This window comes from Symbiobacterium sp., assembly GCF_040797425.1.
Classification (GTDB): Bacteria; Bacillota; Sulfobacillia; order Symbiobacteriales; family Symbiobacteriaceae; genus Symbiobacterium.
Genome location: NZ_JBFNEH010000051.1, coordinates 1 through 21617, shown reverse-complemented (window position 1 = coordinate 21617; position 21617 = coordinate 1). Strand labels below are relative to the sequence as shown.

The window sequence follows — 21617 nt, the reverse complement described above, 5'->3', positions numbered from 1 at the left end:
AACCAGTGACCCCTTGCGTGTGAAGCAAGTGCTCTCCCGCTGAGCTAACCGCCCAGTGCTCGCTTATTATAACCCAGGTTTGTCCTCCTGTGCAAGGGCATCTGTCGATATACGCAGGTTCATTCTTGTCGAAAGGGCATCTCTTGCTTGGACAAGCTTTTTTCGCGCGACGGTGCGTCACGGCACGGAGGCTCACCGTCGGCGCAGCGCGAGTCTCCCGACGCGCCAGGCGGTTCGGTGGGAAGACGCCGGCCTGCGGGCGCAAAGGTGCGAAGTTTCGCCCCCGCGTCAGCGCACCTCCGGGTTGCGGGCAGGGTTTGGGCCCTGCGCAGCAGAATAGAGTCCGATCGAGATCAAGCGCCGTGAGGGCGCTCATGGGAGTCGGACGAAGCGGATGCAGATCATCGTGCCCCACATCAACAGCGACCTGGACGCGATCGGCGCTGCCATCGGCGCACAGGTGCTCTACCCGCAGGCACGCATCGTGCTGCCCGGTTCGGCCAACCCGATGGCGGCGGAGTTCCTCTCGCTCCACCGGTACAACCTGCGGGTCTACACCCCCAAGGAGATCGACCTCAGCCGGGTGCAGCGGGCGATCGTCGTCGACACGGCCGACGCGGCCCGCCTCGGTGCCCTGCGGAGCATCGTGTCCGACGCGGAACTCCACCTGTACGACCACCACCCGCCCGAGGAACACGACCTCCAGGGAGAGGTGGAGGTGCGGGCGCAGGTGGGCGCCACCTGCACGCTGATCGCGGAACTGATCGAGGAGGCCGGCGCGCCGATCACCCCGTTCCAGGCCACGGCGCTGCTCGTGGGCATCTACGCCGACACCGGGTCACTGAGCCTGCTGGGCACCACGGACCGGGACGCCCGGGCGGCCGCCTTCCTGCTGGAAAAGGGGGCGAGCCTGCAGGCCGCCACGCGCTTCATGGAGGTCTCGCTCTCGCCCGCCCAGCAGACGCTGCTGCAGCAGCTGCAGGGGCAGGCCCGGTGGGTGAATGTGCATGGCGCTCGCATCCGGCTGCTGGCCGCCGAGGTGGCCGACTACGTGGGCGGGCTCAACCTGGTGATCCACCGGCTGATGGAGCTGGAGCCGGTGCCTGCGCTCTTCGCAGTGGTGCGGATGGGCGACCGCGTTTACCTGGTCGGGCGGGCGTCGGTCCCCTGGGTGGACGCGGCCCGGGTGCTGGGTGCCTTCGGGGGTGGCGGTCACGCCTCGGCCGCCTCTGCGGTAGTGAAGGGGCTCTCCCTGGAAGAGGTGACCCGGCGGCTCGAGGCCGCCCTCCCCGAAGGGGTGGACCGGCCGCTCATGGCGCGTGACGTGATGTCCTCTCCGGTCAAGAGCATCCTGGCGACCAAGCCCATCCGCGACGCCGAGCGCCTGATGCTGCGCCACGGGCACACCGGCCTGCCGGTGGTGGACGACTCCGGGACGCTGGTGGGCGTCGTCTCGCTGCGGGACGTGGAGAAGGCCCGCCGCCACGGCCTGGAGCACGCGCCGGTGAAGTCGGTGATGAAGTCGCGGGTGATCTTCGTCGGGCCCGACACGCCGGCCGACGAGGTGCAGGAACTGATGATCGCGCACGACATCGGCCGGGTGCCGGTGGTGGAGAACGGGAACCTGGTAGGCATCATCACCCGGTCCGACATCCTCGGCCTGATCTACGGGGCGCCGGCGCCGCGCTGGCATCGGCGGCTCTATGCGGCGCCGGAGGAGCCCAAGGACCTGCGGGACGAGGCGGTGCAGCGGGCCCTCGCCGCGGTGGAGGCCGCCCCGGCGGGAATCCGCTCGCTCCTGCGCGCCGTGGGCCATGCGGCGGAGCAGGAGGGCGTGGCGGTCTACGCCGTGGGCGGTTTCGTGCGCGACCTGCTGCTGGGCCGGCCGAACCTCGACTTCGACATCGTGGTGGAGGGCGACGGCATCGCCTTCGCCCACACCCTGGCCCGGGAGCTGGGCGGGAAGGTGCAGGAGGTGCCGCGCTTCGGCACGGCCCACGTCTACCTGGAGCAGCAGGACCCCGCCCTGCCCTCCCGCATCGACGTGGCCACCGCTCGGCGCGAGTTCTACGAGCAGGCAGCCGCCCTGCCCCGGGTGGAGCACGCCGACCTGCACGAAGACCTGTACCGCCGGGACTTCTCGATCAACGCGATCGCCATCCGGCTGGGCTCCGCCGGGCCGTCGGGGCTCATCGATTTCTTCGGCGGCCTGCAGGACCTGGTGGACGGGCAGGTGCGCATCCTTCACACCCTGAGCTTTGTCGAGGACCCGACGCGGCTCCTGCGGGCGGTGCGCTTCGCCCACCGCTACGGCTTCCGCCTGGAGCCGGAAACGGAGGCCTGCGCGCGGGCGGCCATCGCCGAGGGGTTCCTCAACCGGGTGAGCCGTGACCGGCTGCGCAACGAGCTTCTGCTCATCCTGCAGGAGCCCGGGTCCGGCGGAGCCCTGCGGCTGCTCGCCGACCTGGGCGGGCTGGGGGCCGTCCTGCCCGGAGTTCTGCTGGACGCGGAGGTCGAGGCGCTGGTGGACCGGGTGGACGAGCTTCCCGAGACGGCGCCGGAGCTCAGCCGGGGCGCCCGGCTTTGGTTGGTGAAGCTGCTGGCGCTGCTGCACCGCTTGCCGCTCGCGGAGGGCGCCGCGGTGGTGCGGCACCTGCGCCTGAAGCGCCCCGAGACCCAGGCCTGCCTGCACGTGCTGGCGGGGTGGCGGATCGCCCACGACCTCGTCACCGCTCCCCGGCCGGACCCGGCGGCCATCGTGAGCGCGCTGGCGGGGTGGCCTCCCGAGGGGCTCCTGTTGCTCGTCCTCCTCGGTGGCGGTGAGCGGGTGGGGCTCTACTGGCAGGAGTGGCGGCATATCCGGCTGGAGATCACCGGGGCGGACGTGCAGGCCCTGGGGGTTCCCCCGGGCCCCCGGATCCGGCGCGTCCTGGAGCGGGTGCTCGCGGCCCGCCTCTCGGGCGAGGCCCTGGACCGCGCCGCACAGCTGGCCCTGGCGCAGCGCTACGCAGAAATGGAGGAGGAGTGAGCGGCGGTGCCGAGTCTGCAAGAGATCGTGATGGCCGTTCCGGGCGTGGTGATCGGCTTCGCCTTCCACGAGTTCGCCCATGCCCTCGTGGCCACCTGGTTCGGCGACGACACGCCGCGCCTGCAGGGACGGCTGACCCTGAACCCTCTGGCCCACCTCGACCCCATCGGGACCGTGCTGCTCCTCCTGGCGGGATTCGGCTGGGCGAAACCGGTGATGGTGAATCCCAACCGGCTGCACCCAAGGGTCGTCGGCGAGATTGCCGTGTCGCTGGCCGGCGTGACGATGAACTTCCTGCTGGCCGTGCTCTTCCTGCTCCTCTACACCCTGGCCGATCTGGGGCTCCTGGGCTGGTACCACCCGGTGCTGAGCGAGACCTTCTGGATCGCCATGACGATGAACATCTTCCTGGTGGGCTTCAACCTGCTGCCGCTGCCACCTCTGGATGGCTTCCGCGTGGCCGTGCACCTGCTGCCCCGCGGCTCGGAGAGGCTCATCGACAACCTGTACCGGTTCAGCCCCCTGGTGCTCACCGTGCTGTTCGTCACCGACATCCTCGACCTCTCCCCGGTCTACAACGCCGTCTACCGGGCGGTGGTCTGGGTGGCGACGCCGCTCGCAAAGCTGATCACGGCGTTGCCAGTGGGGTTGCTCAATATGTAAAATATATGAGTTACACGGTGCCGCGGCACCACAGCGATGAGGGGGTTACCGTGGTGGATCGCCTGACCGTCAGGCCGGAGCCGTACGTCGTTCATCTGGCCAACTTCGAGGGCCCGCTCGACCTGCTGCTCCACCTGATCCGGCGGGAAGAGATGAACATCTACGACATCCCCATCGCCCGCATCACGGAACAGTACCTGGCGGCGATTCAGGATCTGGCGGACCTCGACATCGACCGCGCAAGCGAGTTCCTGGTGATGGCTGCCACGCTGCTGGGGATCAAGTCCCGCATGCTGCTGCCCAAGCCGCCGCGTACGCTGGCGGACGAGGCCCTGCCGGAGGAAGAGGAGGAAGACCCGCGGGAGGAGCTCGTGCGCCAGCTGGTCGCCTACAGCCAGTTCAAGGCGGTGGCGGAGCAGCTGCGCGGCCTGGAGCAGGAGATGCTCCGCGTCTACACCCGGGGCCTCTTCGTCGAGGAGCCGAGGGGGCCGCGCCCCCTGGAGGGACTGAGCCTGGAGGACCTGGTACGGGCCTTCCAGGAGGTGCTGAAAGAGGAGTGGAACTGGCGGGAGGTGCCCCGGGAGGAGATCCCGCTCCGGGAGAAGGTCCGGGAAATTCGCTTCCGGCTGGCCCGCTCGCCGGGCGGGGTGCGCTTCCGCGAGCTGTTCTCGCGGGGCGGCTCGCGCCTGGAGGTGGTGGTCACGTTCCTCGCCCTGCTGGAGCTGATGCGGCGGCGGCAGGTGCGGGTGGTGCAGGAGCGGCTGTTCGGCGAGATCATGATCTACCGGGCAGAGCCGCAGACCGATGAGGAGGCGTGGGGAGGCCCCGACGACGAATGATCTGGAACCACGGCAAGATGATACTCGAGGCGCTGCTCCTGGCCTCGCCCGAGCCACTCACCATCAGGCGGATCGCCGAGGTGATCGGGCTCGACGAGAAGGATGCCGCCATCCTGATTGCGGACCTGCAGAAAGAGTACGAGCAACCGGGGCGCGGCCTCGCCATCCGGGAGATGGCAGGCGGCTACGTGCTGACCACCCGCCCGGAGGTGGCGGAGTACGTGGACCGGCTGCTGCAGCCCCGCTCCAAGGGCCTTTCCCACGCCGCCCTGGAGACGCTGGCCATCATCGCCTACCGGCAGCCGATCACCCGGGCGGAGATCGAGTCCGTGCGGGGCGTGAAGGTCGACCGGGCCCTGGAGACGCTGCTGGAGCGGCGCCTGGTGGCGGAGGTGGGCCGCAAGGAGGCGCCCGGCCGGCCGATCCTCTATGGGACGACCCCCGAGTTTCTGAAGTACTTCGGGCTGAAGGACCTGAGTGAGCTGCCGCCGGTCTCCCTCGACACGTCGGAACCCGGCCTGATTCTTCCCACTCGTACCGGGGGCGACGGGGACCCGGAGAGCGAGGCGGCCCTGCGCACACCGGATGACTCGGGGGCCGGCGGGGGCGACCGGTCCCCGGGGCAGGCGGAACAGACTGCGGATACAGGGGAGGGCTAGCGTTTGGGCTTCGTGGGGTATGCCTTTGTGGACTGGGACGACACGCTGGCCGAGAACATCCGTTACTTCCGCGAGGCAGAGGCGGAAGCCTCCGTCCTCATCGCGCGGGCAACCGGCTTCGAGCCCGCCGAGGTGGAGCGGCGGGGGCGCGAGCTGGACGTGGCCGTGGCCCGGCAGATGGGGCTCGTGAAGGAGTCGTTCAGCGTGGCCTGGGTGCGGTGCTACCGCGAGTTCGCCGGCCGGGCGCGGCGGAAGGCGGACCCGGCCCTGGAGCGGGAGATCGAGCGGCTGTGCGCGGTCCCGTACGAGACGCGGCAGGAGCTCCTGCCCGGGGCGGCCGAGACGCTGCGCTGGCTGCACCAGTCCGGCTTCGAGGTGACGATCTGGACCGTCGGGGAGGAGCATATCCAAAGGCGCAAGATCCGGGAGTCGGGGCTCACCCCCTGGATCCACCGCCAGGTGGTGGTGCTGGAGAAGTCGCCTGAGCGGCTGCGGGAGTGGATCGGCGACCGCGATCCTCAGCGCTGCTTCGTGGTGGGGAACTCCCGCCACTCCGACATCCGCCCGGCGCTCGCGGTGGGGGTGACGGCCTACCACGTGGACGTGTACACGTGGGCGTACGACCACCTGGAGGTGGACGAGGCCGACCCCAACTACCACCGGCTTCGCCACATCGGGGAGCTGCCGCACGCGCTGGCGGAGCGGTTCCGGCTGGCCGTGTAGAGGGAGAGCGGGTGACACGGCGATGCTGGTGTACAACAAGCTGGTGCGGGACCGGATTCCGGAGCTGATCGCGGCCTCGGGCAAGACGTGCACGGTCAGGGTGCTGGATGACCAGGAGTACGTCGACAAACTGCACGAGAAGCTCGCAGAGGAGCTTCAGGAGTACCTTGCGGACGGGAGCGTGGAGGAACTGGCCGACCTGGCCGAGCTCATCCTGGCGATCCTGGACGTGAAGGGGGTCAGCCCGGAGGAGTTCGAAGCGATTCGGCGGCGGAAGCGGGAGGAACGGGGCGGCTTCAGCGAGCGCCTCCTCCTGGTTCACGTGTCGGACTAGAAGTCATGTGAAAAAATCGCTCTGACCGCAATGATTTTGGCCCCTTGCTGTCGAACAGGACAGTGAGGTGGTCAGGATGCAGGGTAAGCAGGAGCAGCAACTGCGGTTGTGGCAGGCCATCAACCTGGAGATGCTGGTGCCACAGAACCACATCCTCCGGCAGATCGACCGGGTGCTGGACCTCTCCTTCCTGCGGCCGCTGGTGGCGGATCTGTACCATTCCCATTTGGGCCGGCCGTCGTACCCGCCGGAACTCATCCTGCGGATGTTCCTACTGAGCTACCTGTACAACCTCTCCGACGTGCGGGTGTGCGAAGAAGTCGCGATGCACGCGGGGTTCCGGTGGTTCTGCCGGCTCAACTTCGACGACCCGGTGCCCGACCGGACCACCCTGGTCAAGATCCGCAAGCGCTGGGGCCAGGCCGGGGTCTTTGAGGAGGTGATGCGCCGGGTCGTGCAGCAGTGCATCGACGCAGGGCTGGTACGGGGCCAGCGCCTGGGGGTCGATGGCACCCAGGTAACCGCCAACGCAGCCACCAACAGCCTGGAGCCTATCGTCCCGGTGCAGTCGCTGGAAGAGTATCTGCAGCGTACCCGGGAGGAAGACATCGACAGCGAGGGCCGCAGGTCCGGGGGGCCGCAGGACCCGCCGGGCGCAGCCGCCCAGCCGCCCCGCCGGCGGGGCGGAGACCCCAACTTCCGGGGCGAGCGGTTTTCCAATCGCACGCATCGCTCGGTGACCGACCCGGATGCCCGGCTGTACCGCAAAGGGGCCAGTCAGGAGGCCAAACTGCGGTACATGGTGCATAACGTAGTCGACCTGGACTCCGGCGTGATCCTGGCAACCGGAGCCACTCAGGCTGCCAGCTGGGCTGAACGGACAGCCGCCGAGGCGATGATGCCCCAGGTGCTCTCACTCCTGCCACCTCAGTCCAACCGCAAAGTCTTTGCCGATGCCGGCTACCAGGCTGGAGAGTTCCTTGCTGCGATGCTGGCTCTGGGCCTACAGCCCATCGTACCGATGACGAAGCTGGAACCGGAGCCGTTGCCGTCTTGGAAACGGCCACCTCGCGACCTGGACCAGGCCCGCAAGCGTCGGCAGCGTTTGTTGCTGGCCAGAGCCCGGAACGCCGTACGGGCGCAACTCAGCGAACGGCGGCTCCGCCAGCAGTACCGGGCACGGATGCGGGTTGAGCATCTGTTTGCCGAAGCGAAAGAGTGTCACGGTCTGGGCCGGGCCCGTTACCGGGGGCTGCAGAAGGTGCACTGGCAGGCCCTATGGACCGCTATTGTCCAGAACCTGAAGCGGCTGGCGACCTTTGTGGGAGGCAGGCGGCAGACACCCAGGGCAGCAGCGCTCTCTGCACCTCCAGTTGCCGTCCTGTTGTTCTGCCACTTGCGGATGACTGCTTTGGCTGACTGGTGAATCGGGCCCGGAAACCAACCTGGGGCCCAGGGTAACGGACGTTCTTCACATGACTTCTAGAAGGTTATTCAGTCCCCGGCCCGCGGACGGGAATCCAACTCCGTAAGCGACACAGCCCTGCGTTTGAGCAGGGCTCGCTCTGTTTCTCCGCGGGCCCCAGCTTTGGCTTCTTCGCTGGAAGCGCCACGGTTCGGATCGCCCTGCACGTAAGGAATGGGGAGATATTGCCGGAAGTGACGTTACTGCGTGGCAGGAATGAGGAGTGGAAAGCGAACTACCTTATTGACTGCGATTTTGCACGTCATCCGCCCCCCTTTGTACCCGAGGAGGGATCATTTCGGTATGTGGAAGCTCTGGTCAGGACGGCGAGACCGGCTCGGCCTGGCGCTGCTGGGAGTGGCTGTCCTGAGCACTGGGCTCTCCGTCCTGTCCCTGCTCACCGACTCGGTCCGCGGCACAGTTGTGCGGTCATACGAGCAGACCTGGCGGTCGCCGTACGACATCCTGGTCCACATGCCCTTAAGTGGGGCCCCGCTGGGTGACCTCACGGAGCCCAACATCCTGACCACGCTGCCGCAAGGGATTACCCAAGCCCAGCTGGAGGAGGTCCGGAAGGTACCCGGGGTGGAGGTGGCCGCCCCGGTGGCCGTCGTCGGCTACGTGCGGGCGGGGCCGTCCTATCTGTTCCCCTCGGCCGATCTGCCCCATCCCGGGGGTGGCGTCTACCGCATCACCAGTGAAGTCTCAGCCACCGACAGCCTGGTGCCCGAGACGATGCGGGAGGAGTACCTGGTCGCCCTTGCGGACCCGCGCACGGGGAAGCTCCCGGCCCAGGTGCCAGATGGCGCACTGGTGCTGGACAAGGGGCAGTTGCAGTCTCTCGTGATCTCGGCCCAGATTCCGACGCTGCTGGTCGGCATCGACCCTGACGCAGAGGAGCAGCTGGTCGGTCTGAACCAGGCCCTCACGGAGGGCCGCTCCCTGCGGGCGGCCGACGCAGTTGACTTCAGACCGAGCGGCCGGGGGCCGATTCCGGTCATCCCGGTGCTGGTCAACACGTTCGGGCTGCAGGGCATGACCTATCGCCTGACCATCGAAGAGGTGGACGCGGAGGGCAGAGCCAGGCGGCAGGTGGCGGAGCAGACCCTGGCCGGCGATGCGCTGCTCGCAGCCGTGGCGGAGGGCGAGGTGGGCATCCACAGGGTGTACGGCCAGAGCGGCCCGCTGACGTATGCCCCCGTCCAGAGTCCGTTCCCTGACCGGTGGCCGCATGCCTTCGCCATGCGCCCGGTCTCCGCCGACCTGGAACGCTCCCTGTCGGACGGCGGACCGTTGAGCCCGAGGAGCAGCGTGACGGCGGCGACGCCTGTCCGCCCATGGACGCCGGATGCCGCGGACAAGCTCTTCTACTACAGCATTCGGGGTTACTTTGACTCCTCTCGGCTTTCCATCGCCAAGGACCCCTCTTCACAGCTGCCGCTCATGACCTACCGTCCGGCCGAAGCCCTGCTGGTGCTGGACGGGGACTTGACCCCGGTTAACCCGCCCCGGCGCATCCGCGGTAGCCTTTCTCCCACCGGCTTCCTCTCGTCGCCGCCGGCCCTGCTGACCACCTTGGAGGCCGCCCGGGCGCTGGCCGGGGACAACGCGATCAACGCCATTCAGGTGAAGGTGGCCAACGCCGACCACTTCACCCCCGAGGTGGTGGCACGCGTCCACGCGGTCGCCGCCGAGATCCAGCGCCGGACGGGCCTGGTGGCCGAGGTTACCATGGGCTCCTCCCCCATGAACGTCCTCGTGCAGGTGCCGGGCGAACGCCCGGGCGAGGTGGCCGGGTGGGTCGAAATGCCGTGGGTACACAAGGACGCGGCGGTGACTGCGGTCCAGCAGGTCGAGTTCGGTTACAGCGGCTACGTCGCCGTGGTCTTGATCGTCGGGGCGCTCTATGCCTTGACCACGGCCCTGACAGGCGTGACGGCCCGGCGGCGCGAGGCTGGCATCGCCCTCGCCGTGGGCTGGCCGGGGCGATTTCTGGGCCGCATCGCAGCCAGTGAGCAGTTGCTCTTCGCCGGCATCGCCGGCGTGCTGGCTGCCTTGGCAGCCGCCGTGGGCGGAGCCGGCCCCGAGATGGTCGCGGCGGTGTTCGGTGCGAGTCTCCTGCTCTACCTGCCCGCCTGCATCGCGGCGGGCTGGGCCGCTGCTGCGACCCCACCCGGGGCGGCGCTGCGATGGGGGGACACTGCGCCGGGCCGGCGGGTGCTGCCGGGGACTGGCGTTCTGCCCCTGGCCATCGCCAGCCTGATGGGGCGGCCGCTGCGGACCTTCCTGACCGCGCTCGCCATCGCCCTTCCCACCGGGTTGATCACGGTGCTCATCTTCACCGCCAGACAGCTGAGCGGGGTGCTTTACACCACCCTGACCGGCCAGTATGCGGCGCTCAAGGTGGGCCCCCTTCAGTATGCCGCCGGTGCCATCGCCCTGCTGGTCGCCGTGACGGCGGCCTTCGAGCTCATCCGCCAGAACGCCGTCGATCGCCGCAGCGAACGGGCGCTTCTGAGCGCACTGGGATGGCCGGACCGGTGGATTGCGGGCACGATGGTCGCCGAGGGGGGCCTCCTGGGAGTTCTCGCCGGAGCGCTGGGGCTGCTCCTGGGTGGCCTGGCCCTCCATGTGCTCTACGGCTCTGCGGCCGCCGCCTTGAAGGGCGTCTCGCTTCTGACCGGCCTCCTGCCGGCCGGCCTGGGGCTGGCCACCGGGCTGGTGGGCAGCCTTGTGGAACTGCGGTCCTGGAACCGGTCCGCCCTGGCAGGCGTGGGGGCCGGCGAGGTCGCCCGCTTCGGTTCCCGCGTACTGGCGGGGGCTGCCGTCGCACTTTTCGCCGCGGTGAGTCTGACGGCCGCACTGATCGCTCCCCGCTTCATCCGGGAGAGTGCGGTCACCACAACGGGACGTGCACAGGAGGCGTCGAACGTCGGCCACGCGGCCGTCGAGGCTGCTGTGTCCGCACAGTCCGAGGCACTGGCGCAGATGGACCTCGACGGGTACCTGGCCACCTTTGACGCCTCGGCCGAGGCGTACCTCATGGCGCAGCGCCACTGGTTCGAGGACGCAGTGCGCTGGCGCAACGAAAAGCCGGACCAGCGCAAGGTGGCGCGATCGGTCAGCCGGGTCGCCCTGCTCGGCGCCAACACCGCGCACGTGGACATCGTCCTGGAGATGGCAGACACGGAGATCCGCTCTGTGACCCTTCAGACGGTCTGGGTGCAGACCGAAGATGGCCGCTGGGTCGAGCACGGGTGGCACAAGGAGGTCCTCGAGTCCGGGGAGGTTGCCGTCTGGTACCCGGAGGCGGCCGCGGACCTGGCCCGGGAGATGCTCACGAACGCCCGGCAGGCCGTTGCCCTCGCCAAGGAGGCTGGATGGTGGACCGGCGCCCGTGATCATCGACATCTTTCCCAGCGAGCACGAGTACCGGGCGACGCTCGGGCCCTCGCTGGGGCAGTTCGAGATGCAGGCCTGGACCGACTATAATGAACCGATTCGCCTGCCCGTTCGGACACAGGCACTCGGTCCCCTCACCCTTTACCAGATGATCACCGGGCAGGAAGTCAGGCGGCTGAGCCACAACAACGCCCCGCGCTGGCTCGCCCTGTCGGTGGGTGAGGTGGCCGCTGCCCGGGCGGCGGGGCTCTCGCCGGAGGAGATGCTCCAACCCCTCGCCGCGGCCGAACCCATGTCCCTGGCGGAGCTGGCTGCCGTACCGCCCACGTTCATGCTGCCTGAGGACCAGGCGAATCTGGTGAGGGATACGGCTTCTGCGCTGGTGCTCTACCTGGAGGAAAACGTGGAGCCCGACGGCGTGCGCCGGCTACTGCAGAGGCTGGCTGACCACCCGGCCGACCCCAGGGGTGCCGGGCCGGACGTCGAGCCCTCCCGGGGGCGCTCGCCCTGCAGGCACTTGCGCAGGTGACGGGCAGGAGCGCGGCTGAACTGGAGCATGACTTCCGCACCTGGTGGGCCCGTCTGGCAGCGGCAAGTCGACGCTGCTCTCCCTCATCGCGGGCCTGGACCGTCCCACCGCAGGCACGGTGCGGACCGCCGGCGTCGAACTGACCCGCACGCCGCCGGGGGGACTGGCGCGCTTCCGGTTCCAGCACGTCGGGATGGTCTTTCAGCAGCACCACCTGATCCCGACGCTGACCGCCCTGGAGAACGTCATGCTGCCCTGTACGCCGTGGAAGGTGGACTATGCCCCCGCCAACGGGCTGAGGAACTGCTCACGCTGGTGGGGTTGAAAGACCGGATGGCCCACCTGCCGGCCCAGCTCTCCGGCGGCGAGCCGCAGCGGGTCTGTATTGCCCGGGCGCTGGTCAACCGGCCCACCGTCCTGCTGGCCGACGAGCCTACTGGAAGCCTGGACGAGGAGTCCGCCGCCGAGGTGCTGCGGCTCATCTGCGACCTGGCAGAGCAGTTTGGCATGGCGCTCCTCTTCGTCACGCACGACATGCATCTGGCCCGCAGCTTCGGCCGCGTGGTTCGGCTCTACCGCGGGCAGCTTCATCCGGTAACGTAAACTGGGGCCCGTCCCGGGGTGTCGCCGGGACGGGCCCCGTTCCTTTCACCGTAAGCCCGCGCATGCTTGCCGCCGCGGCTGGAAAGACTCTCCGCGACAGCATGGCAACGCCTTCCGGGGGTGGGTGCGGATGGGTTGGCTGGTGGCCGCGGGGGTTGCGCTGGTCGCCTTGGCCGGGCTGGCCCTGCTGTCCGTGCGGGTCCGCCTCGCCCTCACCCAGGTCAACCTGCGGGCGACTCTGCGGGTGGAGGTGCAGTTCCTCGTGATGCGCCTCCGCCGAGAGGTGGTGATCCGCGACCTGACCGCGGGCATCCAGGAGCGGCTCTCACCGCGGGCGGAGCGGCGGCCGGGCGCCCGGAGCGGGGCAACGCCGGCTGCGGCGGTGCGGTACCTGGCCCGATCGGTGCGCTGCTCCCGCCTCCGCCTGCGCCTGGAGGTGGGCGGGGTCGACGCCTGCGACTCTGCCCTGCTGGCCGGCCTCGGCTGGAGTGCGGTCTACGCGGCGCTGGCCCAGGTCGCGCGCTGGGTCCGGTTGGATGCCGCCGGGCTGGCCGTGGCGGTGGTGCCGAACTTCCACCGGCCTCTGATGCGCACCGACCTCGACTGCATACTTTCAGTGCCGCTGTGGCAGGCTATCGCCGCGGTTGCCATGATGCTTCGCCAGGCCAGGCGGGAAGGGGTGGCCCTGGTGCGGCCGCGGGACGGCCGGCGGAAGAAAGGAGAAGGGATCGGTGGCCGAGCACCCGATTCAGGGCCTGATGAAGACGGCCATGGAAAGCCTTAGAAATATGGTGGACGTGAATACGGTAATTGGCGACCCGGTGGAGACCCAGGACGGGACCGTGATTGTGCCCGTCTCGCGGGTGACGTTCGGCTTCGCGGCCGGCGGCTCGGAGTTCGGTCAGGCGAACGGCCAGGAGCCCGGGCAGGACCACCCGTTCGGCGGCGGCAGCGGGGCGGGGGTCTCGGTTTCCCCGGTGGGCTTCCTGGTGGTGACCAAGGACCAGATTCGGATGCTGCCGGTGGACGGCGGGCAGCCCGTGCACCGGCTGATTGACCTGGCGCCCCAGCTGATCGAGAAGCTGAGGGCGGCCCTGGACCGGCGGCCGCCGCAAGGGGCACGGATCGACGTGGTCGAGACCGGGCCCGCGGCGGATTCCGACACGACCGGCCACGACGGGACGCCCAAGACGACGCTGACGTGACCGGCTGAGCGCAGAAGGCCGGGCGGGGTGCCGCCCGGCCTTGCCGCGCACGCCCCCGGGGATGGCCCCGGAAGAATACGCGGGCGGTGCCCGGCTTACGCTAGCAAGGGGGGTGGACGCGCTGCGCAGCCTGTGGAAGGGCACCATCAGCTTCGGCCTGGTGACGATCCCGGTGAAGCTCTACGCCGCCACCGAGTCGAAGGACCTCCGGTTCAACCTGCTCCACGAGCCGTGCCACACGCCCATTCAGTACCGCAAGTACTGCCCGCGGTGCGAGCGCGAGGTGGAGGGCGGCGAGATCGTGAAGGGCTACGAGGTCGAGCAGGGGCGGTACGTGACGCTCACCGACGAGGACTTCGAGTCGGTTCCCGTGATGGCCAAGCGGACGCTGGAAATCGTAGCCTTTGTCCGGCTGGAGGAGATCGACCCGATCTACTACGACAAGACTTATTACCTGGAACCCGGGGAGGGAGGCGCCAAAGCCTACGCGCTGCTGCGCCGGGCGATGGAGATCACGGGCCGGGTGGCCATCGCCCGGGTGGTGATCCGGTCCCGGGAGTCCCTGGCGGCGCTGCGGGTCTTCCGGGACGGCGTGATCGCCATGGAGACCATGCACTTCCCGGACGAGGTGCGCCCGACGGCCGGCCTCACGGGCATCACCGCGCCGGAGCTGCGGCCGCAGGAGATCGAGATGGCGACGGGGCTCATCGAGTCGCTGACCACCGACTTCGCCCCGGAGAGGTTTGAGAACGAGTACCGCAAGGCGCTCCTGGACGTGATCCGGGCGAAGGCGGCAGGAGCCCCGCCCGCCCTGGCGCAGGCCGCTCCCGAGCACGGCACGGTCGTGGACCTGATGGAGGCGCTGCGGGCGTCGATCGCGGCGGCGGAGGGGCGGCGCGTCGCGGCTCCGGGCGTCCCGACGCGTACTGCAGCGGGCCGGCGCGCGATCCCCGGCGTCCCGGGACCCCGGACTGGTCAGGTGCAACCGCCGGGCCCGCCGGCCGGCGAACCCGCTCCGGGGGGACCCTAGCCGGTGCGGCTGCCCTTTGCGCCGATGCTCCTGGAGCGGGCCGGCGCGCCTTTCGCCGACCCGGGCTGGCTCTACCAGGTGAAGTGGGACGGGGTGCGCAACCTGACGCTGGTGGAGGGCGGCCGGGTGCGGCACTGGAGCCGGCGGCTCAGGGAGCGCACGGGGCTCTTCCCGGAGTTCGATGGCCTGGCGCGGGCCGTGACCCGCCGCCGCCTCGTGCTGGACGGCGAGATCGTCGTGCTGCGCGACGGACGGCCCAGCTTCGCCGCCGTGCTGGAGCGGGACCTCGCCGCGTCCCCGCCGGCACACGGGTTGCCCGCGACCCTCATGCTGTTCGACCTGTTGGAGGTGGACGGCGAGGAACTCTACAGCCGCCCGCTGCAGGAGCGGCTGGCCCTGCTGGCGGAGGTGGTGCCGCCGTCGGAGGCCTGGCAGGTGGTCGCCTCGTTTCCGGGGCGCGACGGGCCCGCACTGTTCGAGGCCGCGGTCTCCCAAGGGTTGGAGGGGGTGGTGGCGAAGCGGCTCGGGAGCCGCTATGCGCCGGGCACGCGGAGCCGCGACTGGCTGAAAGTAAAGCGCCGGTCCGAGATGCTGGCTGTGGTGGTGGGCTACACGAATCCGGCCGGGCGCCCGGGCGGGTTGCTGCTGGGGGCCTATCACGAGGGGCGGCTGCGCTACATCGGCCGGGTCGGCTCGGGGCTGTCCGGCGCCGACCTGGCCGCGATCCGAAGCCATCTTCCGCCCGCGCCGTGCCCCTTCGAGCGGGTGCCCGGCCTGCGGGACCGATTCGGCGGCGACCCCGGCCCGGTGGTCTGGGTGGAGCCCCGGCTGACGGTGCGGGTGGCGTTCACCGAATGGACCGAGGAGCAGCGCCTCCGGGACCCCGTTGTGGTAGGCTTCAGCACCGAACCGCCCGAGGCGGCTGTGATACCGTGAGCGCCGACGCGGGAGGTATCGTCGCAAGGAGGGGATTCCCATGAGCGAACACGGACCGGAGGCCGCCAGGCGGGTCAGCATCGTGGCCCTGTTCGGGGACACCGCCCCGGCGCGCGCCTGTCTCCACAACCTGCAGGCCCGGGGCGTGGAGGCCGCCCTCGAAGGGGTGGCAGGCGCCGAAGAGTCCGATTCGGCGATGGGGCGGGGCGTGGTGCTGGGGGCGACCGTGGGCGCCACCGCGGGGTTCCTCGCCGGCACGTACCTCCTGCCTCCCGGAGCGGTGACGGCCACGGGGTCGATGCTGGCGACGCTGGCTGGGGCCGGCCTCGGCAGCTTCTTCGGCAATCTCGCGGACCTGGGCACGGCTGCGCACGACGAGGGGCAGGAGCCGTCTGACCATGCGCACGAGGCCATGGCGGAGGAGGGGTGGCGCCTGACCGTGCAGGTGCGGCCGGAAGAGGCGGAGGACGTTCTGGCTCTGATCGCTGCCTGGGGGCCGCGCACGGTCCGGGTGTCCGACTAGTGGGGCGCACAACCAGGCAGAGGGTGTCGGTGTCCGGGCGGGAGCTGGTGGTGACCAACCTGGACAAGCCCTTCTGGCCGGCGGACGGGCTGACCAAGGGCGACCTGATCGCCTACTACGTTTCGGTGGCGCCCTACCTGTTGCCCTACCTGAAGGGGCGTCCCGTCGTGCTCACCCGTTACCCCCACGGGTTCGGCGACAAGTGGTTCTACCAGAAGGACGCACCGGACGGGTTGCCCGACTGGATCCCCACCTGGCCGGACGGGGCCGGGGACGGGCGGGTCATCCGCTACATGCGGCTCGAGGAGCCCGCAGCCCTGGCCTACGTGGCCAACCTGGGGACGATCGAGCTGCACCCCTGGCTCTCCTCGTGCGGGACGCCCGACCAGCCGGACTGGGCCGTGATCGACCTGGATCCGGCCGAAGGCGCCACCTTCGACGACGTGCTGGTCATCGCCCGGCTGGTGCGCCGCATCCTGGACGAGCTGGGAGTGGCCGGCTACCCGAAACTCTCCGGCGCCACCGGCATCCACATCTTCTGCCGGGCGCAGCCGGGCACGACCTACGCCGAGACCGCCGAGTTCTGCGAACTGATCGGGCGGTTGCTGCTTCAGGCGTATCCCGAGAAGGTGACCCTGGAGCGGTCGGTGTCCCGGCGGAAGGGCAAGGTCTACGTCGACTATCTGCAGAACCGGCGGGGACAGACGATCACCTCTGTGTACGGCGTGCGGCCGCTGCCGGGCGCGCCCGTGTCCGCTCCCGTTACGTGGGCGGAGGTTGAGGGCCAGCCGCCCCGGTTCACGATGAAGACGCTGCCGGCACGCCTGTCGGCCGTAGGCGATCTGTTCGCACCCATGCTGAACGCCCCGCAGGACCTGCGGGGCGCGCTGGCACGACTCCGCCGGTGGGTGCCGGCGAAGAGGAGCTGACCGGCGCGGTCTCGCCACGAGCGCACTGCAGGGCGGTGCTGCCGCAAGGCGGTACCGCTCTGCGCGCGCGGCGGGACCGGCCACACGGTCGCAGGCGATGCAGCGGTCTCACCCGTGCTCCTTGCGGTTTCGCCGGGGCCTCTCCAGGTGCTCCTTCATGCCGCGCAGGAAGAAGTCCACCAGCCCCCGGGCCAGGGCAGGCTGGAGCCGCTGCGCGCCGTGAAAGCGGAAGTCTGCGTCGTACGCCACCACGCAACCGCTCCCGTCCGGCAGGAAGCGGAGGTCGGCGGCCACCTCGGCGCCGCCTCCATCGGTGGCCGCAGCGATTTGAAGCTTGAACCCGTGGGGCGGGTCGCGGTGGGTGATGGCCACGGTGCCTTCGTACCGGAGCGCAAAGCCTCCAAGTCCAACTCGGATGGACGCGGCCCAGCGGTCGGGCCCCAGTTCCTCCAGGGACTGGAGTCCGACCACGGCGTGCAGCAGCGCGTCCCGGTGCGTGAACAGGGCGTAGACCACTTCCGGAGCCGCGTCGTAGCGGAAGCGACCGGCGATTCGCACGCGGGGAACCTCCTTGCGTGTCCCAGGTGGCGCCACTTGCCCGTGCGCGACTAGAGAAAATCGTAGTGACGCCGAGGGTAGCCTTCAAGCCCCAACGGGGCCAGGCGCGGGCGCCCGAGTCGGCTGCTGACCGGCGTCCGCCCCGGCTCCCAGGAATTCACGAATGACGGCGAAAAGTTTCCCCCTGTATAATCGAGGACGTTTAGGTACGGCGTTCCATTATACGGGGGGATATACGTGTCGGATTGGCGGAAAGGCGCCGCTGCGATGCTCGTGGCGCTGGCGTTGTTGATGGGGGGCCGGACGGCTGCCGCACCGGGGCTGGTGGCGAGCGCCCTGCCGGCGCCGGCGGCGCTGCAGTCGGCCGACACGTGGGTGCTGCCCGACCTGGCCGGCGACGGGTGGGTGGTGCTTTCCGCCGGTGAGACTGCCGCAAAGGGCCCCGTGGTGGTGGGCTACTACGCCGAGGACTGGGAGGGAGACCGGCGGGCCCTGGAGGCGCTCCGGGCTGCGGGCGGACGCGTGGACCGGGTGGTGAACTTCGCCCTGCAGCTCAGGGCGGACGGCTCGATCACGACCCGGTACTACCCTGAGCTGGCTGCTACGGCCTCTGCACTGGGCGTGCCGGTCTATGGGCTGGTGCACAACATGGAGGACGGCCAGTTCAGCGTCGAGATTGCCCGTGCCGTGCTCTCCGACCCGGTGCGGCGCGCCCGCGCGGTGTCCGACATGGTGAGCATCGCCCGGGCGCACGGCCTCGCCGGCATCGACATCGACCTCGAGAACGTGCCGGCAGACCTGCGGCCCCACTACACCGCCCTGGTGCGGGAAGCGGCGGCCGCGCTCAAGCCCCTGGGCCTCCGCCTCACCCTCTCGGTGCCGGCCAAGGTGTGGGACGACACCACCTCCAACTGGGGCGGCGCCTTCGACTACGCTGCGCTGGGGGCCCTGGCGGACCAGGTGGCAATCATGGCCTACGACGAGCACACCTGGGGCCTGCCGGCCGGTCCCGTGGCCTCGCTCCCCTGGGTGGAGCGAGTGGCCGCCTACGCCACCCGGCACATCCCGGCGGAGAAGATCCTGCTGGGCATTCCGGCGTATGGCTACGCCTGGGTCGCCGGCACCAACCGCGTGGTGAAGGGGCTCTCCACTCCGGGGGCGTACCAGCTGGCGGCGGAGCACGGCGCGGAGGTGCTGTGGGACGACGCGGCGCAGGTACCCTACTTCCGCTATGTGAGTGGTGGCGACGAGTACGTCGTCTACTTCGAGAACAAGGAGTCTGCCGCGGCCAAGCTGCGCATCGTAACGAAGTACGGGCTGGGCGGCATCGCCGTCTGGCGGCTGGGCCTCAACGAGGCCGCGATCTGGGAGCCGGTCTCCACCGGCTTCTGAGGGAGAACCCCAACGACGAAACCGCCGGGGGCCACGTGTCCCCCGGCGGTTTACGCGTCACCTGCTGCACCCAGGTGCTACAGCCTGAGTTCGCTGACGCACGTCTGCAGTTCCTCGGCCAGTCCCTTCAGGCTTTCGGCCCAGGTGGCCACCTCCTGAACCGCCTCCGTCAGTTCCGCCACGAAGGCCGTGACCTCCCGGGCCACCTGCTCGTTGTTCCTGGCGGTCTCTTCCACCTGGCCCATGGCCGCGCTCACCTGGGCGGTCGAGGCGTCCATCTCCTCGGTGGCGGCGGTGTACTCCTCCGACAGCGCCGCGACGGCCTGGAACGACGTGACGAGCCGGTTGGTGTCGGCCTGTACCGTCTGGATGCTCTCGGCGATCTCGGCGACGGCCTCGGCCGTGCCGCGGATGGCCGCGAGGATCTCGCCCAGGGCTTGGCTGGCGCTCTCGGCCTTGGCGCTGCCTTCGTCCACCTGGCGGAGGCCGGCCTCCATGGCTGCCACCGCGTCGGCGGTGCCGGACTGGATGCTCTCCACCAGGGCGGCAATCTGCCCGGTCGCGGAAGCGGAGCGCTCGGCGAGGCGCCGGACCTCCTCGGCCACGACGGCGAAGCCGCGGCCCTGCTCGCCCGCCCGCGCCGCCTCGATGGCGGCGTTGAGCGCCAGCAGGTTCGTCTGGTCGGCGATGTCCCGGATTACCCCGGTGATCTCACTGATCTGCGCCGAAAGGGTCTCCAGGCTGCGGATGCGCTCGGCCGCGCCGGCGACCGCCTCCTGGATCCGCTGCATGGCCGCCAACCCTTCCTGTACCACCTGCGCGCCGTCCCGGGCCACCTGCTCGGTCCGGACGGTCTGGGCCGAGACCTCCGCCGTACGGGAGGCGACCGCAGAAGCGGCCTGTGCCGAGCGGGTCAGAAGCTCGCCGGCGGCGGCCATCTCCGCGGCGGTGGTCTGCGCGCCCTGGGCAATCTGGTGGCTGGTCTGCTGAAACTCCGCCATGATGGTGCGCACGTCGGCTGCGGCGGAGGTGAGCGCCCCGGCGCCGGCGGAGATCTGCCCGGCCGTTCCGGCCGCCTCCCGGGCCTGGTGGGCCGACTCCGTCGACATGGTGGCCAGCCCCTCCGCCGAGTCCATAAGCGTACGGGCCACGTCCTGGATGGTCCGGACGAGTTCGCGCCAACGCCCGATCATGTCGTTCATCGCCCGGACCATGTCGCCCAGCTCGTCGTTTCCGGCCTTCACCTGCGCCGGGCTCAGGTCGCCGGAGGCCAGTCGTGCCGCCATGGCCGACACGGCGCCGACGGCGCGGGAGACCCTGCGCGAGACCTGCAGCGCGATGAGGATGCCGAGCACCGCCGCAGCCACGCTGACGGCCAGGACGATGCGCATGGAGAGGTCGGCCTGCTGGGCGGCCGCCCCCGTCTGCTGTCCGACCATAAGGTCGGCCTGGGCCTTGAGGGCGTCGACCGCGGACACCACGTAGGAGCGCAGCGGCCTGAGCTGTCCCGACAGCACCTGCTCGGCCTCGGACTGGGTGTAGTCGCGGCGGGTGAACAGGCTGCGACATGCACCCTCGTAGGCGTCCAGTTGGTTCCGGAGGTTGTCCACCAGCCCCTTGGTCTCGTCGTCTGCGAGGGCGTAGAGGTAGCCCATATAGGCGGCCAGCTCCCAGGCCGCCTGGTCAAACTCCTGCTTGTAGCCGACGTCGCCCGACAGGAGATAGCTGGCCACGATGCGTCCTTCCTCCTGCACGGCGGCCTCGACCTGGCGGGCATACATGGCAACGGCGTCTACCCGGTTCACCACGTCGGTGTACGTGGCTCTCAGGGCGCGAAGGCTGGTGACCCCGGCGTAAGCCACCGCGGCAACCAGCGCGACGATGAGCATGAAGCCTGCCATCAGTCTCTTGCGGATGGTGGGCCGGAAGCCTGCCATCAGTCTCTTGCGGACAGCGGGACGGAAGCCTGCCTTGAGCTTTGAGCGTAAGGTGGTTCGCATGATCTGCCTCCAGTGCGGTGGGAATGGGTTAGGGTTGGCGTCGTCCCGGTGGGAACCGTGGGCGACTTGTACTGCAACCCGATCGGGCATACGTATTCACAAAGACACATTAAATATACAACTATGTGCGAACTGCTTCCATGAGGATTTGGCACTATTCGCCGGGTACCCTCCCAGGGAACTGGCCTTAGTCCGTACCCGAACCCGCCGGCCCGCCGCCCTGGCCGGGCAGGAGCGGGTCGGGGGAGAGCATCTCGCTGAGGGTGATCACCTGGTACCCCCGGCTGTGCAGGAGGTCGATGGCCTGCTCCAGCACCTGCACCGTGTTGGGCTTGGGGTGCAGGAGGATGAGGTCGCCCGCCCTGGCCTTCTGGAAGGTGCCGAGGATGCGCTCCGGGGTGGCGTAGCGCTCGTTCCAGTCGACCGTGTCGAGGCTGTGCAGCACCGTCTGCAGGTTGAGCTCGGCTGCGGTCTTCACGATGGCCGCGTCGATCTCCGACATGTGGGGCGCATAGTACTTCACTTTCTGGCCGGTGATCTCCTCGATCACCGCCACCGATTTCTGGATGTCGTCCTTCAGCCGGCCCGCCGCCGCCAGTGCCCTGGGCCCGTGGGTCAGGTTATGGCCGTGGGTGCCCACCTCGTGCCCGTCGGCCACGATGAGCCGCGTCATGTTGGGGTTGTTCTCCGCCCAGCGGCCGGAGAGGAAGAAGGTGGCCCGGGCACCCTTCCGCTTCAGGATCGGCAGCATGCGCATCAACTCGTCGGTGCCCCAGTCGACGTTGATGAGGAGCACGAC

Annotated in this window: 21 protein-coding genes; 18 read left to right on the top strand and 3 right to left on the bottom strand. The window is 69.6% G+C overall.

From position 1 onward, the window contains the following. The first annotated feature begins 394 nt into the window (after positions 1–394). From AB2385_RS14125 to ligD (AB2385_RS14045), 17 genes are all read left to right on the top strand, one after another. Entirely contained in the window at positions 395–3028 is a 2634-nt protein-coding gene (locus tag AB2385_RS14125; protein WP_367655654.1) for a CBS domain-containing protein, read from the top strand. Between the two features lie 6 nt (positions 3029–3034). Next, entirely contained in the window at positions 3035–3691 is a 657-nt protein-coding gene (locus AB2385_RS14120) for a site-2 protease family protein (RefSeq protein ID WP_367655653.1), read from the top strand. A gap of 53 nt (positions 3692–3744) precedes the next feature. Further along, complete coding sequence (locus AB2385_RS14115; protein ID WP_367655652.1) at positions 3745–4530, top strand: ScpA family protein; 786 nt, start codon at positions 3745–3747, stop codon at positions 4528–4530. Then, positions 4527–5189, top strand: a complete 663-nt coding sequence (scpB, locus tag AB2385_RS14110) for an SMC-Scp complex subunit ScpB (RefSeq protein WP_367655651.1) — start codon at positions 4527–4529, stop codon at positions 5187–5189. The genes AB2385_RS14115 and scpB overlap by 4 nt, the downstream gene beginning before the upstream one ends. A gap of 12 nt (positions 5190–5201) precedes the next feature. Then, positions 5202–5912, top strand: a complete 711-nt coding sequence (locus AB2385_RS14105; protein ID WP_367655655.1) for an HAD family hydrolase — start codon at positions 5202–5204, stop codon at positions 5910–5912. 22 nt (positions 5913–5934) lie between these two features. Beyond that, a complete protein-coding gene (locus AB2385_RS14100) occupies positions 5935–6246 on the top strand; it encodes a nucleoside triphosphate pyrophosphohydrolase (protein ID WP_367655650.1) in 312 nt (103 codons plus the stop codon). A gap of 76 nt (positions 6247–6322) precedes the next feature. Then, positions 6323–7672, top strand: a complete 1350-nt coding sequence (locus AB2385_RS14095; protein ID WP_367655649.1) for an IS5 family transposase — start codon at positions 6323–6325, stop codon at positions 7670–7672. Positions 7673–8014: 342 nt separating this feature from the next. Next, complete coding sequence (locus AB2385_RS14090) at positions 8015–11203, top strand: FtsX-like permease family protein (RefSeq protein ID WP_367655648.1); 3189 nt, start codon at positions 8015–8017, stop codon at positions 11201–11203. After that, entirely contained in the window at positions 11109–11642 is a 534-nt protein-coding gene (locus AB2385_RS14085; RefSeq protein WP_367655647.1) for a hypothetical protein, read from the top strand. The genes AB2385_RS14090 and AB2385_RS14085 overlap by 95 nt, the downstream gene beginning before the upstream one ends. 43 nt (positions 11643–11685) lie before the next feature. Beyond that, positions 11686–11967: an ATP-binding cassette domain-containing protein gene (locus AB2385_RS14080; protein ID WP_367655646.1), complete on the top strand. Its 282-nt coding sequence runs from the start codon at positions 11686–11688 to the stop codon at positions 11965–11967. Beyond that, positions 11958–12245, top strand: coding sequence for an ATP-binding cassette domain-containing protein (locus tag AB2385_RS14075; RefSeq protein ID WP_367655645.1), 288 nt, complete (start codon positions 11958–11960; stop codon positions 12243–12245). Before AB2385_RS14080 ends, AB2385_RS14075 begins: the two co-directional genes overlap by 10 nt. Positions 12246–12375: 130 nt before the next feature. Then, positions 12376–13029, top strand: coding sequence for a DUF2953 domain-containing protein (locus AB2385_RS14070; protein ID WP_367655644.1), 654 nt, complete (start codon positions 12376–12378; stop codon positions 13027–13029). Next, positions 12977–13450 (top strand): GerW family sporulation protein, encoded by a 474-nt coding sequence (gene ytfJ, locus AB2385_RS14065; protein ID WP_367655643.1) that lies wholly within the window; start codon positions 12977–12979, stop codon positions 13448–13450. Before AB2385_RS14070 ends, ytfJ begins: the two co-directional genes overlap by 53 nt. 112 nt (positions 13451–13562) lie before the next feature. After that, positions 13563–14480, top strand: coding sequence for a Ku protein (locus AB2385_RS14060; protein ID WP_367655642.1), 918 nt, complete (start codon positions 13563–13565; stop codon positions 14478–14480). A 3-nt stretch (positions 14481–14483) separates the two neighbouring features. After that, the gene (ligD, locus tag AB2385_RS14055) at positions 14484–15416 is read left to right on the top strand and encodes a non-homologous end-joining DNA ligase (protein WP_367655640.1); all 933 of its coding nucleotides are present in this window, start codon (positions 14484–14486) and stop codon (positions 15414–15416) included. A 40-nt stretch (positions 15417–15456) separates the two neighbouring features. Continuing rightward, positions 15457–15939 carry a hypothetical protein gene (locus AB2385_RS14050; RefSeq protein ID WP_367655639.1) on the top strand — a complete coding sequence of 161 codons (483 nt, stop codon included), beginning with the start codon at positions 15457–15459 and terminating at the stop codon, positions 15937–15939. A gap of 29 nt (positions 15940–15968) precedes the next feature. Beyond that, positions 15969–16868: a non-homologous end-joining DNA ligase gene (gene ligD, locus AB2385_RS14045; protein WP_367655638.1), complete on the top strand. Its 900-nt coding sequence runs from the start codon at positions 15969–15971 to the stop codon at positions 16866–16868. 108 nt (positions 16869–16976) lie between these two features. Here the strand turns inward: ligD (AB2385_RS14045) and AB2385_RS14040 are convergent, their stop codons facing one another. After that, on the bottom strand, positions 16977–17426 hold the full coding sequence (locus tag AB2385_RS14040; protein WP_367655637.1) for a CoxG family protein: 450 nt from the start codon (positions 17424–17426) through the stop codon (positions 16977–16979). Positions 17427–17663: 237 nt separating this feature from the next. Between AB2385_RS14040 and AB2385_RS14035 the strand changes: the two genes are divergently transcribed. Next, positions 17664–18818 carry a glycosyl hydrolase family 18 protein gene (locus AB2385_RS14035; RefSeq protein WP_367655636.1) on the top strand — a complete coding sequence of 385 codons (1155 nt, stop codon included), beginning with the start codon at positions 17664–17666 and terminating at the stop codon, positions 18816–18818. A gap of 77 nt (positions 18819–18895) precedes the next feature. Here the strand turns inward: AB2385_RS14035 and AB2385_RS14030 are convergent, their stop codons facing one another. Beyond that, the gene (locus AB2385_RS14030; protein WP_367655635.1) at positions 18896–20818 is read right to left on the bottom strand and encodes a methyl-accepting chemotaxis protein; all 1923 of its coding nucleotides are present in this window, start codon (positions 20816–20818) and stop codon (positions 18896–18898) included. A 187-nt stretch (positions 20819–21005) separates the two neighbouring features. After that, the coding region (locus tag AB2385_RS14025; protein WP_367655634.1) for a polysaccharide deacetylase family protein at positions 21006–21617 on the bottom strand (612 nt) is incomplete at its 5' end.